Annotated in this window: 11 protein-coding genes and 3 pseudogenes; 5 read left to right on the top strand and 9 right to left on the bottom strand. The window is 57.7% G+C overall.

Annotated features, from left to right (window positions below; translation table 11 throughout):
- Nucleotides 1-468 precede the first annotated feature (468 nt).
- The 3 genes and pseudogenes from ACS7SF_RS23210 to ACS7SF_RS23200 all read left to right on the top strand — a co-directional run.
- Nucleotides 469-1,074 (top strand): hypothetical protein, encoded by a 606-nt coding sequence (locus ACS7SF_RS23210; protein WP_439892840.1) that lies wholly within the window; start codon nucleotides 469-471, stop codon nucleotides 1,072-1,074.
- 55 nt (nucleotides 1,075-1,129) lie between these two features.
- Nucleotides 1,130-1,246 (top strand): annotated as a pseudogene (locus ACS7SF_RS23205) (IS3 family transposase); the annotation flags it as partial.
- A pseudogene (locus tag ACS7SF_RS23200) lies at nucleotides 1,242-1,569 on the top strand (ATP-binding protein); the annotation flags it as partial. The pseudogenes ACS7SF_RS23205 and ACS7SF_RS23200, both read left to right, overlap by 5 nt.
- On the opposite strand, the pseudogene ACS7SF_RS23195 reads toward ACS7SF_RS23200, so the two are convergent.
- The 4 genes and pseudogenes from ACS7SF_RS23195 to ACS7SF_RS23180 form a co-directional block, all read right to left on the bottom strand.
- Nucleotides 1,508-1,851: pseudogene (locus ACS7SF_RS23195) on the bottom strand (hypothetical protein); the annotation flags it as partial. The pseudogenes ACS7SF_RS23200 and ACS7SF_RS23195 overlap by 62 nt on opposite strands.
- Nucleotides 1,852-1,970: 119 nt before the next feature.
- On the bottom strand, nucleotides 1,971-3,134 hold the full coding sequence (locus ACS7SF_RS23190; RefSeq protein ID WP_439892839.1) for a porin: 1,164 nt from the start codon (nucleotides 3,132-3,134) through the stop codon (nucleotides 1,971-1,973).
- A gap of 282 nt (nucleotides 3,135-3,416) precedes the next feature.
- The gene (locus tag ACS7SF_RS23185; protein WP_439892838.1) at nucleotides 3,417-4,718 is read right to left on the bottom strand and encodes an MFS transporter; all 1,302 of its coding nucleotides are present in this window, start codon (nucleotides 4,716-4,718) and stop codon (nucleotides 3,417-3,419) included.
- 57 nt (nucleotides 4,719-4,775) lie between these two features.
- Entirely contained in the window at nucleotides 4,776-5,615 is an 840-nt protein-coding gene (locus ACS7SF_RS23180) for a carbon-nitrogen hydrolase family protein (protein ID WP_439892837.1), read from the bottom strand.
- Nucleotides 5,616-6,028: 413 nt separating this feature from the next.
- Between ACS7SF_RS23180 and ACS7SF_RS23175 the strand changes: the two genes are divergently transcribed.
- Nucleotides 6,029-6,985 (top strand): LysR substrate-binding domain-containing protein, encoded by a 957-nt coding sequence (locus ACS7SF_RS23175; RefSeq protein ID WP_439892836.1) that lies wholly within the window; start codon nucleotides 6,029-6,031, stop codon nucleotides 6,983-6,985.
- A gap of 239 nt (nucleotides 6,986-7,224) precedes the next feature.
- Here ACS7SF_RS23175 and ACS7SF_RS23170 read toward each other — a convergent pair whose 3' ends face one another.
- From ACS7SF_RS23170 to ACS7SF_RS23150, 5 genes are all read right to left on the bottom strand, one after another.
- Entirely contained in the window at nucleotides 7,225-8,226 is a 1,002-nt protein-coding gene (locus ACS7SF_RS23170; RefSeq protein ID WP_439892835.1) for a WD40/YVTN/BNR-like repeat-containing protein, read from the bottom strand.
- Between the two features lie 17 nt (nucleotides 8,227-8,243).
- Entirely contained in the window at nucleotides 8,244-10,601 is a 2,358-nt protein-coding gene (locus tag ACS7SF_RS23165) for an efflux RND transporter permease subunit (protein ID WP_439894463.1), read from the bottom strand.
- Between the two features lie 120 nt (nucleotides 10,602-10,721).
- Nucleotides 10,722-12,452 (bottom strand): DUF1302 domain-containing protein, encoded by a 1,731-nt coding sequence (locus ACS7SF_RS23160; protein ID WP_439892834.1) that lies wholly within the window; start codon nucleotides 12,450-12,452, stop codon nucleotides 10,722-10,724.
- A 149-nt stretch (nucleotides 12,453-12,601) separates the two neighbouring features.
- On the bottom strand, nucleotides 12,602-13,969 hold the full coding sequence (locus ACS7SF_RS23155) for a DUF1329 domain-containing protein (protein ID WP_439892833.1): 1,368 nt from the start codon (nucleotides 13,967-13,969) through the stop codon (nucleotides 12,602-12,604).
- Between the two features lie 5 nt (nucleotides 13,970-13,974).
- Nucleotides 13,975-14,226, bottom strand: a complete 252-nt coding sequence (locus ACS7SF_RS23150; RefSeq protein ID WP_439892832.1) for a hypothetical protein — start codon at nucleotides 14,224-14,226, stop codon at nucleotides 13,975-13,977.
- 256 nt (nucleotides 14,227-14,482) lie between these two features.
- Between ACS7SF_RS23150 and ACS7SF_RS23145 the strand changes: the two genes are divergently transcribed.
- Nucleotides 14,483-15,382 (top strand): LysR substrate-binding domain-containing protein, encoded by a 900-nt coding sequence (locus ACS7SF_RS23145; RefSeq protein WP_439892831.1) that lies wholly within the window; start codon nucleotides 14,483-14,485, stop codon nucleotides 15,380-15,382.
- Nucleotides 15,383-15,431: the final 49 nt, after the last annotated feature.

Below are 15,431 nucleotides of genomic sequence, written 5' to 3'. Positions count from 1 at the left end.
ACAAGACAATCGATCGTGCGCGAGCACGCCGGCGACTTGACCGTGCCGCACGTTGACGTCCAATCGCAACGGAAACTGTCATATCGGGGGGATGGGTGGGCATCTATCGGCTTCCAGGCAATCACTGCGAGACCTCTGTGGGAACGTTACCCAGTGGCGACCTCACAGCCCTCAGCTCGGGCAATAGCGCAGTGGTTTCGTTGGCCCGTCCGGTCACGATGCGCAACCGGGGTTCGTGGAACGAGCACTATCGCAACTGGATCGTTCCCAATCGCCATGGCCAGGCCTTACTGGCAGCCCTCTCCACAAGTTGTTGGAAGGTGGATTAGCCGGCAACACCGCAATCACCGGCGTGCAGGCTGCGATCCAGATCGGTCATCGACCCACACATCTCGCCCTCCCCCCCACATCAGCAAATCAGCAAGCTCGCTCGATTGCGCCGCGCGCCGGCTCATAGACATCCGTCACATGGCAACCTACTTAGATCAGTTCATCGAATCCGTCCGCTACCTGGAGACGTTCCAGCCGGGGCAACGGCTCGATTACGCTGCGATGAGGCGAGGGCTCTTGGGTTTCCAGGCACCCAGAAAGGCGCAGACGTATCAGTCGCTGCTTGATGGAGTGCTGCTTCCGTTGAGCACGTCATTCCTGGCGCGCTCCCCCCTCCATGTCGCGCACGCCTGCCACAGCGTCAGCCACGCGTTCCGGCACAACTTCCGCAGCCTCCCCGACGTAGGCCACGCGTTTGAGCTGGCGCTTACCGTCGGCAACGTCTACTACCGTGGCGAGAACATCTATCAGGCAAGTCGAAGCTGTATTCGAGACCTCATCCTGCGCGGGCCGCGCAATGGAGAGGAATTACCGGTCCATGTCTGGTTGACGTTGGAAGACATGACCATCCTGGATCTGACCATTCTTGCCAGCCTGCGACATCACGGGCGATACGACGGTGAGTCCGATCGCATGCTGGTGTGGAAAGAAAACGAACCTAGCGATTTTCACTTCGAGCCGCTGTTGGTCGACAACCTGTTCGCCACGCGCGTCGACGACACCACGATGGTCTCTGCCCACTGATGTCGCTCCGCGCTCTACCTGGTCTGGCGCAGAGCAGACTGAGCCAGGAAACGAGATGCTCAAAGCGCGGCTAGTTGAGCTGGCGCATGAGCGCCGTCGCTTTGGCCACCGGCGATTGCATGTGCTGCTGGAGCGCGAGGGCATTCATGCGAATCACAAACGCGTACAGCGGCGAGGACAAGGACCCGATCGAACAGGCATTGGGCTATCTCAACCGAATCCGCAGTGGACACACGCAAACAGCAAGCGGCCGACCGATCCCGGGCTTAGATGAGATTCCCGGCTTCTGCTACGTTATTTGTGACCTCACGCCGTCTGTCGAAAAGAGGTGCAAGATGGCTCAATTGACCGTAACAAACGATCGACAGGGCTATTTCGGCTACAACGCGAACTACAAGGCTTATATCGAAGTGATTTCTTTCGATCGCCATTCTCAATGGGGCCCGAGAGCGTAATCGGGCTTTCTTCGACAAATTAGGGCTTCCAACGAGCTAGAAAGGTATTTGATCTCTCCCCCGCCAGAGCGGTTATGACCCGGAAACCGAGCCAACATTTCGGAGGGCTCCGCATCGCAGCGCAACAGATAAGCCACCAGCATCGGCGGCTTGCCCGCCAAGGGCCACCCCCCGACGCCTGCCTCGCGGCTGGATGCGATGTGCGTTGCGCCCCCAGGCCCAAGGCCAAGCCAGTGGAAACCAGGGTCATCATCACTTCGAAGGTCGCCACGCGCTGTGCGACCAAGGGATCCTGATCGAGTTTGCGGAGAAAGCAATCAACCTAGCGAGCGTGGTCTTCGCTCACCATATCCGGCACCAGCCAAGGCGACGCACTTCTCGCCATGCAGCAGTGCCTCGTCTGCCTGACGAAGCGCGTTCGTCAGGCAGAGGCCGAATCACTTAGAACTTGTGGCGCATACCCACTGCCACGCCCATCATCGAGTTCGCACCATTCGGCAGCGTGTAGCTGGAGCCGAGGGCCAAGCTGGTCAGATAGCTGGTGGCTGCCGAATCCAGCGTCAGTCCTGCATTCTTCGAGTAGGCGGCGCTCAGGTAAAGATCCGTACGCTTGGAGAGCGAGTACGTCGAGATCAGCGCGATCTGCCACGGATTGGGCGCGCCCGTATTGCCGAACAGATTCTTCACCTTGTCGTACGAATACTCGAGCGACAGACCCACGGCCGGCGTCACCTGATAATTGGCGCCGACCCAGTAGAGGTCATCACGCACCATCACAATGTCTGCGGGCGTCTTGCTCTGCCCCCAGCGATAGCCGGCCATGATCTTCGCCGGGCCGAAGGTGTAGCTCGCTGCAGCGGACGCCTTCTTGACGGTGCCACTGGAGACGCCGATCGTGGGGTTCCATTGGTCATACCCGACCGCCGCGCCAAACGGGCCCACCACATACGTCGCGGCGACACCGTAGGCGCTATCGCGTCGGCCCTGCCCAGGCACCTCGCCGTTACCGCCAAACGTGACGGCACTCGCCGACGCCTGCGGCACCGTCGTGCCGACGCCGAACGACCAGTGTGCCCAGGTGGTCAGCGGACCGAATTGCCCCGTGTACTTGACGGTGTTGTCTTCGCGATAGTTGCCCCCGACCATCAGCACCGTCGGCTCATACAGCGTGGCATAGGCAAACGGGCTGAAGTTGGCCAGTGCCTCGAAGAGGGACGTGTACTGGCGGCCAAAGGTCAGCTGCCCGTAGTTGTTCTGGAGCCCGACGTATGCCTGGCGGCCGAACAGACGACCACCTTGCTGGCTTTGACCCGCGTCTGCGGAAAAGCCGCTTTCCAGGACGAAGATGCTCTGCAGCCCGTTCCCCAGGTCCTCCGTGCCGCGGATACCCCAACGCGAACCACCCAAACCGCCGCCCGAACCCATGCGGATGATGCGATTGCTCGGCCCAGCATTAAAGCCGTTTGCAGCCGAAGGGATGTTGCCCACGTGGTTGGTGTACTCCACGTTGATGTCCATCACGCCGTACAGCGTGACACCGCTTTGTGCATATGCGCTTCCCGTGCACGCGAGCACCGATGCCGCCGCAATCATTTTAATTTTCATAAACGCTTCCTCCTTTCTTCTCTTTGCGTGGACAAGGGTTTCTTGTCCGGTTTGGTAAAGATTTCGTGACTACCGACCGCCTGACATCAGGTCTACGCACTAGCAGGGCCGGCACGCGAGATGGCATGACGCCATCCCACAGAGCAATACGCAATTGCCCAATAAAGCCGTTTTCGGGGATACGTCCTTCGAGCCTGCCACGTGCGATCGACCGATGACGCTGGAGTCATGCATGCGGAACCCGAACGCTGACTTTCCGTTCCGCGCGCGCTTACAGTGCACTCAGTTTTTTTCGTCTTCCGCGTGGACCAGCGATGACTTGAACGTTTCGGGAAGCGCAAACGCTACGAACAGCACGAGGAGCGCAATCGCAGTTCCGTAGTAGGCGGGGGCCAACTTGCTGCCCGTCGCAGCAACGAGCCATGTGCCAATGTACGGCGCAGTGCCGCCAAACATTGCATACGCAAGATTCAAACTAATTGCAGAGCCTGTGAAGCGGGTCCGGGTGGGAAACAACTCGAGGAGCACGATAGGCATGGCGCCCCAAAACGGTCCAGTGCACAGGGCGATCAATCCTTGCCCAAGGATCGCTGACCACAAAGTCCCGTGACTTGCCAAAAGATATCCGGGAACGCAGGCGATCGCGCTTAAGAAAACGCCACCGATGATCAGGAAGCGCCGCCCAAGAATGTCGGACAGGTATCCGCCAATGTTCATTGACAGGAACGCGATGAACAATGCAATGCTGTTGGAGATGAGCGCATCGTTCTTGCTGAGTCCGACCGGTCCAGTGAGATAGCTAACGAAATATCCGGCAAGGGTATAGAAGCCCAAGCTTGAAAGTGCGGCCAGCGCAAAGGTAAAGCCCATGGCCTTCCTGTTGTATTGGAACGCATCCCGCAGCGGAGTGGCGGCAGTGCGTCGCGCTGCGATGGTCGCCTTGAAGGCGGGTGTTTCGTCCACTTTGGAACGGATATAGAGTCCTACGAGCGCCAACGGTCCACCGATAATGAATGGGATACGCCAACCCCAGCTGTCGTATTCGGCGCCCGACATCATGTTGGAAATCAGTAGCACCACCAAAGCCGCGACAACAGGCGCGATGTTTGCGAAGGAGTATGTAAGCGCAACCCAGCGGCCACGTTGTCCGGTTGGAGCATGCTCGGCAACGAACGAATTGGAGCCCGTAGCTTCGCCTGCAGCCGACAGGCCTTGCACCAATCGGCAAAGCACAAGCAAGATCGGCGCATAGATTCCGATTTGCTGATAGGTGGGAAGTAGCCCGATGGCAACGGTAGACCCGCCCATCAGGAGAATGATCAATGCGAGGATCCCTCGTCGCCCGAGGCGATCTCCCAGTACGCCAAACACTAAGCCGCCAACGGGCCTCATCAAGAATCCCACGGCGTACACGGCGAACGCTGCCAAAAGCGCAGCCACCGGATCTGAATTCGGGAAAAAAAGTCTCGCGATAACGCCTGCCGAGTAGGCATAGACAACGAAGTCATACCATTCGACGAATTGGCCTAAGGCCGCGGATGTGACGACGCGCCGAAATTCACTCCGGGGAACGGACTTGTTCATCACGCTCTGACGCGCTGCGTGCTCTGCCTGCATTGTTGTCTCCTCGATGATGGTCGCTCAGTTGAGTCCTGTGGGTTTTTGACTAATGAAATATCGACGTTGCGACACGCAAGGCAGGATCTCTCGTACCTGCAGCTGTCGTTGGATCGATACGTTCGCGACAGCAAGGCCTTGGTTTTCGGCGACGCCTGCAATCTGCGCACCCATCGGGTCCAAGATCATCGAGAGGCCGACGGACCGAGGCGCGGGTTGGCATGCTCCGGCGACGTAGCAAGTGTTCTCTATGGCTCTCGCTCTGAGTAGCGTTTCCCAATGCAACTCTTTGAGTGGCCCCGCCACCCACCCAGAGGCCACCAGCAAGACGTCTGCCCCCTTGTCGATAAGGACTCGGGCTTGCTCCGGAAATCTGAGGTCGTAGCAGTTGAGGAGACCGAAGTTCAATCCGCCAGCCTCAAAGACGCAAACCTCATCGAAGTTCGGCTTCAATGGAGCGTCGTCATGCTTATCCGACTCCCTGAATGCGAAGGCGTTGTAAAGGTGGAGCTTCTGGTACTTTGCCGCCACGCGGCCGTGCGTGTCGGCTACCAGAAGCACGTTGTCCGAGCGCCCGGTGGGGGATTGCGCATACATTCCGGCCACCACGTGAATTTCGTACTTTCGAGCAATCTCTCGGATCCCATTCTCAAATTCACTCCCGTGTTCACGGGCCACCTCCGCGAGCCGCTCACCGTCGACCAGGTAGTCAAACATCACCGCCTCCGGAAAAACGATCAGCGACGCTCCTTGCCCTTTCGCGTCGCGTGTCATCGCTTCGATGTTGTCAAGATTGGCGGCGACGTCGGCGATGCCTGCGAGTTGTGCAACGGCAATCTTTGGCCCCTGTGCTTGGTTTGTCATCCTTTGCTCCATTGACGAAATCACTTGAATTTTGAGATTTCATCCATAATCTGTCTAATATCAAATTAGGCTTTATTGATATCTATAAAGCATCAATAATTCTGAGAAGCCGAGCTCCACGCACTTCGTGCACAGAGCCGAGTGCATCGGTGGCGCCAGGCTCGCACGCCCTACGACATCGCCCAAAGGTTCGAGGTCGCGACGCTCAAGGAGCGGCTGGCAGTGAATGTGGGAATGCCGAGTAACCCGACAACGGCTTCGCCGTGGTCAAAGCATTCGACTAGTTGCCGAGCCAATGACCGGGCACCCGAAGATGGATGCCCGGCTCGGCAACCGTCTTGCCGCCTCCGGTGGCGCGGAGCCACGCCGACACCAAGGCTGACTGACAACGTTAATTGCTCAGGACGGACTCAATGATCAACACACCAAGCTTCCATAAGATCCGCTGCTTCCTGGTCGTGGCTGAGGAACTGAACTTCCGGCGCGCGGCCGAAAAACTCAACATTGCACAGCCTGCTGTTAGCAGAGCCGTCAAGGAACTTGAGACCGAACTCTGTGCGACGCTCTTCGAACGCACGACTCGTAGTGTCCAACTCACTCAGGCCGGAGAATCCTTTGCTCGCGATGCTCGTCGCGCACTGGACCTGTTGTCGCTGGCGGCAAAGAGCGCAAAGCAGACGGCGGCAGGCGAGGCAGGGCACGTCTCTCTAGGCTATGCCGCGCTCACCAACTATTCGCAGATGGCCGATATCGTCTTGCAGTTCAAGACGGCCTTCCCCAAGGCCGAAGTCGAGGTCAATTCCTTGTCTTCTGCCGATCAGGCCTCCGCCCTTGCGAAGGGAGAGCTCGACGCCGGATTGCTGCTAAGCGCGGCATGCAACGATAGCTTTCATCACGCACCCTTCTGTCGCGAGCCATTGGTCGCACTGGTTCCCGCCCATCATCCGTATGCGCAGAATAAGGAATTGCGCCTTCGCGAACTGGCGCACCAGCCTTTCGTACTAGGCACACGAAGGAGGTGGGCAACGTATCGATCTGTCCTGGACAGCATTTGCCTCCGTGCAGGATTCTTGCCGAACGTAGTCGAGGAGGGAGATGATGTTCCGGTGCTTATACGCCTCGTGTCGATCGGAAGAGGCATTACGCTCTATGGCGCATCGATCTGCCAATCTCTGCCTTTCAACGTGGTTGGAATACCCATCGTCAACGCAAAGAGCGACATCGAGGTAAGTCTCGGTTGGAAGAAGACTTCGGACTTCCCCCTACTCATGCGGTTCGTGGAGCACGCCCTGAGCGTAGCGGCAAGGCACTCAATCCCAGATAAAGCTGAGCCTCGCCGTAGATCGAGCAAGCAACTCAGAACACGATAGGAACTCTCCGATCAGGTGCACGAGCTGCGTAACGCGTGAAGCTTGCCCAACAGGAGGTGGTGGCTGGCTGCCTTCAAACGCTCGAGTTCATCGAGTAGTGCATCGACTTTCCTTTTCGGACCCACTTTGCTCTGCTTGCCAGGTCGCGTAGCAATGTGCCGGCGAATGTCTTGCGGTGATGAAGCAGGTGGAGCACGAACGTCCTGTACGCGCTCGCACCCCAAGGACGCGCTTCCTCCTCAGTTCGAGGCGGCTACCGGACCATTGCCTGAAAACAAGACCAGCCGCCCGTCAGCATTTGGGAGAACCGCCGTGAGCGGCGCCCGATCCTCGCGATTGACCCCGGCAAAAGTCTTCCCGCCGTCGTTACTTTTCAGAACGGCACCGTCGAGGCCCACCGCCACAACGGTCCCTCCCGACACCTGCGCGAGGGCGGTTATCGAGCTCTGCATGGCGCTTTTCGCTGTTGCCCAGGTCGTGCCATTGTCGGAGCTTGCAAGCAGGCTTCCTCGAAGCCCACCAGCGACGACAGTCCCATCCTTCAGAGTCACACCGGTCCAGAGCGAACCTTTATATCCGGTCTGCAGATAGGTCCAGTTCGCGCCTCCGTTAACGGAGCGCAGCATCACCCCTTGCTCAGAGGTAATGAAAAGCGCGTCATCTTTCCCTGGAAAAATGGCATACAAATTCTTATCTGCCTTCTTCGCGCCTTCCGGCGGTGGCAGAGTCACCGTTGTCCACGTGCGACCGCCATCGGAAGTGTGAAGAACCAACGACCAGAGGCCGACCGCCCAACCTTCGGACGCATTCCGGAAGAAAACGGAGAACAACGGCTGGTCAACCTTAAGGTCCTCACGCTGCAGACGCCACGTCTCACCACCATCATCCGTGGCGAGAATGACGCCGCCATGCCCCACCGCCCAACCCTTTGCCGAGTCGGCAAACGAGACCGCAGTCAGCGTAAGGTCAGTTGGCACACTCCGGGCCTGGCGAAACGTCCTCCCGTCGTCGTCCGATAGCAGGATTACGCCGTGGTCACCAACCGCAACGATGCGCCCTCCTGCGCGTGCAGCGCCGAGTATCGCCGTCTTCGTCGCTGCCGCTACCCGTTCTGCCGGGTGCAGACGAAGCGTCGGTGCATCGTTCGCAAATGCGAGCGGCGCAGCGGCGAGCAACGTAATCCAAACCAGAGACGCCTGCGCCAGAGTTTTGGCCTTCAGACTCACACTTTCATAGTTCATCTGCTTCACCTGACGCATTAGTGACTGAGGACTCCAGGAGCTCGCACTGGACGGCGCCGTGGAAAGATGATTTCGAGAACAACCGCAAGCGCCGGCAGCGCCGTCATCGCCATGATCAGATTGACCATGAACATGAAGGCCAGCAGCTTGCCCATGTCAGCCTGGAATTTGAGCGCGCTGAACGACCAGGTGGCTACGCCAATAGCGAGCGTGATTGCCGTAAACACGGTCGCCATCCCGACCTCCAACATCGAATGCTCAAGCGCCTTCGTGATGGGCTCTCCGTTCGCGAGGTGCAATTGGAGACGGTTGTAGATATAGAAGGCGTAGTCCACGCCAATACCGACCGCGAGCACCATCACCGGAAGCGTCGCAACCGTCAGCCCAATCTGGAACTCTTTCATGAACCAGTAGCCAACGAAGGTTCCGACCGTGAGCGGAAGGCAGCACGCTACGACGGCTCTCAAGTCGCGATAGACAAAGAACACAAGCAAGATGATTGCGCCATAGACGTACATCATCATCGGTGTTTCCGACTTTTCGACTTCGTCGTTGGTCGCCGCTAGAACACCCGCATTGCCCGCTGCGAGCTTGATAGACACCCCTTCGAGCGTGTGCGTCTTCTCGAACGCTTGCACAGCCGAAATCACACGGTTGATCGTTGAAGCCTTGTGGTCCGAGAGATAGAGGTGAACTGCAGTCATGCTGCAATCTTTGGACAGGTATCCGCGCACGCGATTGATTTCGGCGCTGAGAGATGCATAGTTTCCCGAATCGAGCGGCACCACGTTCATCTTCGGATTACCTTCGTTGTAACCCTCGTTGTAGGTTCTCAGCATGGACGGATAAGAGCTGATCGAAACCACACCAGGCACCGTCTGCATGTGATAGGCCAAGTTGTCAGAAAACTGGCCAACCGCGGGGCTCTCGCAAGAGTCTGGAGGTGCTGCGATGACAACGGACAGCCAATCAAGACCGACGTCGAAGCTGTTCGAAATATCCACAGCGTCACGATTGAACCGGGCTTCGGGCCGCAACTCCGGCGCACCCGGCTGCAACGTACCCACGACTCGGTCACGGCTCTCATAGATGGATGTCGCGAACACAGCTCCGACCGCGATCAAAACCATCACAGCGTTGCGCGGTTTGGCCACAGCTGCCAGCGCACTCAGCCACTGCGCGCGTCGCTCGCGCTTGCGCATGGCTTTTTCCGCATACTCGCGCGTGAAATTGAAGCAAGAGGCCGCTACCGGCAGCATCACCAGGTTGGTAACAATCTTGTAGGCAACGCCAAGCGACGCCGTGATTGCGAGCTCCCGAATCATCGGAATCGGAATGAGCATCAGAGTGATGAAAGAAACGAAGGCCGTCACCAATGCCAAGGTTCCCGGGATCAGCAGCCCCGTGAAGCTCGAACGCGCTGCCTCCATCGAGCTCTTGCCGTGCGAGAGTTCGCGAACGATGTAGTTGATCTGCTGCACGCCGTGCGAAACACCGATTGCGAACACCAGAAATGGAACAAGCACAGCAAGGGGATCCAGACCAAAGCCAAGGAGCTTCAACGTGCCGAACTGCCACACAAGCGACGTAAGCGAGCAGACAATGGGCAAAATCGTGAAGCGCACGGAGTGCGAATACCAATACACCGCTGCGGCGGTCAACAGCAGCGCGATAGCGCAAAAGACGAGAACGCCTTGGGCACCGTCGGCAATGTCACCAATCTGTTTGGCGAAGCCGATAATCTCGATCTTGTAGTTGCCGTCCTCATACTTGCTGCGCAACTGCTCGAGCAGCTTGTTGTACTCAACGTAGTCAACCTTCTTTCCGTCAGCACCGACTTCATTGATTTCGGCGGTAATCATCGCCGCGGTCTCGTCGCGGGAGACTAGGGAGCCGAGGAACCCACCGGCAGTCGTTGTTTTACGAATGGCATCGATGTCTTGCGCAGTCATCGTGTCAGAAATCACGGTCGCTGGAATGACCGGCTGGGCTCGAAACCCCTCCTCCGTGATTTCGTTGACGAAGCTGTTCGGCGTCCACAATGACTGCACGCCCGCTCGATCAACATTGGACAGCGAGGCGACGGCTTGGGTCACCTCGTCAAGCCGCTTCAAGCCTTCTTTAGTCCAGATGGTGCCGTGGTTGGCATGTACCACCACCGTCAGACGATTGGCGCCTAAAAGGTCCGCTCGATACTTCTGGAACGTCTGAACGTAAGGGTGTCCGACTGGAATCTGCTTTTCGAAACCCGCGTCCATGTGCAGCTTGGAGCCAAACACTCCCATGACCACGGTGAAGAGGCCCAGCGCTAAGAGCGTGAGCATTCGATGAGTGAAAAACCAATCTTCCAACCGCTTGATGACTCTGTTCACGATAACTCCTGTGCGTGGCAAAGCCACGATCCTGCTGTGTCAGGCACTCCGCGAGCGACTGTGCGCCGACAAATCAAAGCATTGCCCCGCGCGCGCCTGTTCAGACGCGCGCAGGTCCCTCCATCAGAAATTGCGTGTCAGGAACATGCCGATAAAGTTGCGGTCGCCAAAAGGCTGGCTCAGAGCATTCCCGCCGAAGTACGTAGTGAAGTTGATACCGCCCTGCCACTTCGTCGGGTTCTGGTTGAACAGCACGTAAAGGTTCACCGACTTTGCGCCGCTCATGTAGTTGGCCGAGAACGTGGGCGTGTACCCCAGCATGCTGGCCGAGAACGTGACGCCCGGCGTAACCTGCCACCCTTGGATCAGAGAGCCGTCATAGGTCCAGTTGAAATCCAGAACGACGCCACCCGAGCTCGATGTGCCTTGGCCCGCGGCGATCGGATAGCCCAGTCCAGAGTTGTTGTTGAGCCACGTGCTGTAGCCGGTGGCTGGCACTTGGACGACGTTCACGCCATTGACGGTGCGGAAAAACTGCGAGCCCGCGCTCACACCTGGATACTTGACCCACGTGAATTCAGCAGTGAAGACTGCCGCTTGTGCTCCGAGGTACTTGATGAAGGGTGCGCTACTCTCGGTCAGGTTAATTTGAGCATTGATGTCAAACTGGAATTTCTTCTTGTCGATCCATTGCTGGCAGTTGATACCAGTCACCGAATTCGTGTTTGCGTCGAGTGGCCCACCCGGCCCGTAACAGCCAGAAAGCGCGACGGCATCATGAGGCCGGTAAGAGAGCTCGGAACCAATGGCCCAGTCGCCCACTTGGAAATTGGTGCTCACGCCAAAGAGCTTTCGGCGTTCGCGGTATGACCATTGGAAGGATCCGTCCGCGAGCGTGGACAGCGTTGGCGCTTGATCCGTGTACTGCATGTAATAGAGGCCGAAGTTTGCATCCACGGCCGTGGGCTTGAACGCAAGCTTGACGCCATACTGCGGCGAGCGATTGCTTGGCAGTTGCGTGCTGACGGGCACCGGTACCCCATTGGGCGAAGTCGCAGACACGTTGAAATTGTTCGGGTCTGCATAGAACGGCTGCGCCCCGCGGCCGAAGACGTTGGTCGTTGAAAAGTACGTTCCCACCGGCGGATACCTGTTGCCGTTCCACCTGAACTGGTAGTACGCCTCCGTGCTCATCCCATAGGGGAGGTCGGTAGCGAACTCAACCATCGGTGAAGGAAGAAGTGCCTGCTTCAACTGCACGCCCGGAATCAGAATCTTCTGGATATCAAGCGGGTTGGTCGCGTTGATCCCACCAGATGCAAAGTAGCTCTCCCCCCAGTTGATCACCTGATTACCAAGGCGCACGTGTGCGTTCTTCCCTGCGATGTCAAAGTCCTTCTCTCCCCAAAGGTCCAGTAACTGGGCGGGATAGACCGTCTGAGACTTGGCGGTCGATGAGAGGTCGGCGTATTTCGTATGATCGGCCGCGAAGTCATACAAGCCCGTGCCGCGAACCATGAACTTGTAGCCCTCGGACGGCATCGTGAGGAGAAGCTCGCTCGTCAAACCGAGGTAACTCGTGTAGGGCTGGCCGTTCTTGTAGTTGAGGTTGCCATTGCTGCCTGACCCATACTGGGCCACGTTCGCACTGGCTCCACAGCTGTTGTAGGCATTCGGGTCACCCGTCAGCGCACAGCTTGGATTCTTGAGCCGAATACCCAGGCCTGCGGTTGCGCTCGTAACCCAAGACGCGTGCAGGTCACCCAGCCCAGTGTCGAATTCGTAAGCGGACGCGTGTCCTGACAGTACTGCCGCCCCGACTAAGAAGCCCGCTCTTCCCAACGCTTTTTTCATTTCATCCTCCGCCAAATGCCGCAATTGGCACGAACGCGTGCCCACCGAAGTCCTTGCCGTCCTTCGCTGGGCAGCGCGTAAGCACCTCGGCTATCACCGATATATTTTTGAAATAGGGCCGGGCGGTGCGGACGCACCGCCCAGAGGGATTACCGCTCGCTCATCGACTGCAAGCTTTGGGAAGTGAAGAAATCGTCCTTGAGCCGTTTGTCAGATGCGGACTCGTACCGACGTTGGTCCTTACCCGTGCCATACACGAGCATGTCTGCGACGTATCGGCCATTGGTCAGGTCGTACATAGCGAAGGTCGGAACCGTGCAGGTGCCGCCCAGCTCCCATGTCGGCACAACGTTGTTCTCTTTGGTCTTCCAGAGCTTGCCTTGCACGTCATAGTCGTCACCGACCACGATGTTCCAGGAGTCCTCGTCGAGGTACATCACCTTCTTGGCAGCGGTATGGCGCACGCCGGACTTCACCGTGCCGACGACTTCCCAGACGCGGTGCAGTTCATAGCGGCGTTGCGCCGGGTTGACGAACGTAGGACCGATTGCATCAGAGACCTTCACGTTGAAGTTCTGAGCCTGGAAGTTGTTGTACGGCACGTACATTTCCTTCTTGCCGACAATCTTCCAATCGAAGCGATCGGGGTTACCGTAGAAAATGAACTGCGAATCCGATGGGTACTGGTTCTCGAAACCAATCAGCGGCGAGTCGTACGCATAGCTGGGCAGACGACGCACGCGACGCTGTCCGGTGAAGTAGTAGTAAGCATCAGTATCCTTGGAGAAGTAGTACCGCTGCACCAGACCTTGACCGGCCAAGGCGGCAGGGTCCGTATAGCTGTAGTACATCGCGTTTTCGATCCCGCCATGATCCGATGGCGAACTCGCTCCCTTCTTACCCCACGGGAAATAGATGAGCTGAGTCCAAGAGATCTCGATACGGTTGGAGCCACCTGGCGATGCCGATACGACAGACACGCCAGCAGGCCAGTCTTGGCCGACGCCTTGATAGCGAGCAAGCCAGTTCCACATGGCCTCGATGCCCGACTTCGGTTCCGGGAACGGGATGGAGGGGAGCACCGCCTTATCAAGTGACCAGCCGTCCGAGCCGATTGCCGCCTTGCCAGCATTTGCCTTCGTGTTCTCGAGCACGAAATCTGGGAAACCACAATCGCGATGCGACGGATACACGGGCATCGTGTAGCCCTTGTTCGTCTTGATCAGTTGAACTTGCCCTGGCGAGAGCTTGCTTGCGTACTTGTCGACGTTGGAGGCATCGATGACAAAAATCGGCTTCTCGTCCTTATGCGACGAATAGTCACCGCGGTACTTTCCAACGGACCAGCCCGAAGTGGGCGAACTCTTGCCGTTGAACGCCGGAATGGTGCCATCTTTGTTGCCACCTTTCTCCGCCCCCGCAGGCGTCAGCTCTTCTGCGAAAGAAGCGTGCGCTGAAAGCAATGCTGTAACCGCCAGCACAATTACCCGAATGCTTGATTTCACTTTCCTCTCCATCTTGGTTAAACGTCAAGCTGATAGCCGACGAAATCTTCCATTGGCATAACGTATTTATCTGACTGCTCTCCGGCGATGACTTCAAGTGAAACCGGAAAGCTTGCTTGAGCATCTGCCATAGGGCAGAGAACTGGCGGCTGATCAGCTTTGCTGCGGCTTACTTGAGCGTATTGCCACAGGGATTCGAGACAGCGCGGACGCTTAAAAGCAGGAACAATGCCAACTGTTGCCAAAGAATTTTTCCCCATATGAATCATGTACTTAGCACACACAACCAAGGGAAATCCCGGGAGTACGGGGTGATGCAGTTCTGCGTGGACGACTGATGCAGGTGATGCGCGTTTACTACTGCCGCCTGCTCCACTGCGCTTCAACTCGTTCCGCGTTGAATCGCCGGAAACTCCTTGCTTAAGCCAGCAAGCTCCGTATCATTAAAATCCTTGCACCAGCCGGCATAAGCGAGACATGTCCTGCTCATTGCGGTGACATCGAAAGCGTTACAGGCGACCACAGATGGACCTCAAGCAGCTTCGATACTTCATAACCGTCGCCGAGCAATTGCACTTTGGGAACGCTGCCGAGCTGCTCGACATCGCCCCTTCTGCACTAAGCATGCAGATCCAAGCCCTTGAACGAGAGCTCGGCGTCAAGCTACTAACCCGTACGAAGCGTTCAGTCAGCCTCAATACGGCGGGCGCTCTGTTTCTCAAAGAAGCTCAACAAACGCTCGCTTCCGCCGAGAATGCGAAGCGTGTGGCGATGATGGCCGGCCGAGGCCAAGTGGGTGCTCTGGAAGTTGGCTACGTGATCTCTGCCGCCTGCGCCGGCGTCGTGCAGCAGTTGCTGGCAAAGCATGGAGAGAGGTTTCCGCAGGTCCACACAAACCTGCACTCTCTGGAGAGTCCGACGCAGATTCAACTGCTTCAGCAACGCGTGCTAGATGCATGCATCGTGCGTACCGCGGCCGGGCACCGCGATGAAGTGGAGCAGATAAGAATGCTTCGGGAAAAGCTTGTGGTTGCTCTACCCAAGACCCACCGCCTAGCGGCCGCTGCCGCCGTGCACGCGAAGGACCTGGCCAATGAAGTGTTCACCGCTCCGCAGTTTCACAAGGACATCGGATTTGCCCGCCACGTGATCGCAATCGGAAAGGGGGCAGGATTCACGCCGAACATCGAGTTTCAGACGAAAGACTTTCTGACCGCCCTCGTCCACGTCGCATCAGGTCACGGCATCGCGGTGATTCCCAAGAGCATCAGTAGCATCCAGCTTCCGGGATTGGTCTTCCGAGAACTTTTGGACGTGGAGGACGACTCGGAGCTGTTTCTGGTGATGAGGCGCAACGACTCGTCACCGTTCGTTTCCAGCTTGCGCGATATCGCGATTGAACTCGGTGGACAACGTATCGGCTGAGTGTGGCTCTCACCTTATGGGCAAGAGCCACGGGCGCCAGTGATGTTTG

Origin of the sequence: Ralstonia sp. 25C (assembly GCF_051904805.1) — a bacterium.
GTDB lineage: Bacteria > Pseudomonadota > Gammaproteobacteria > Burkholderiales > Burkholderiaceae > Ralstonia.
The sequence above is the reverse complement of the archived record's forward strand: the minus strand, read 5'-3'. Positions and strand labels throughout refer to the sequence as shown.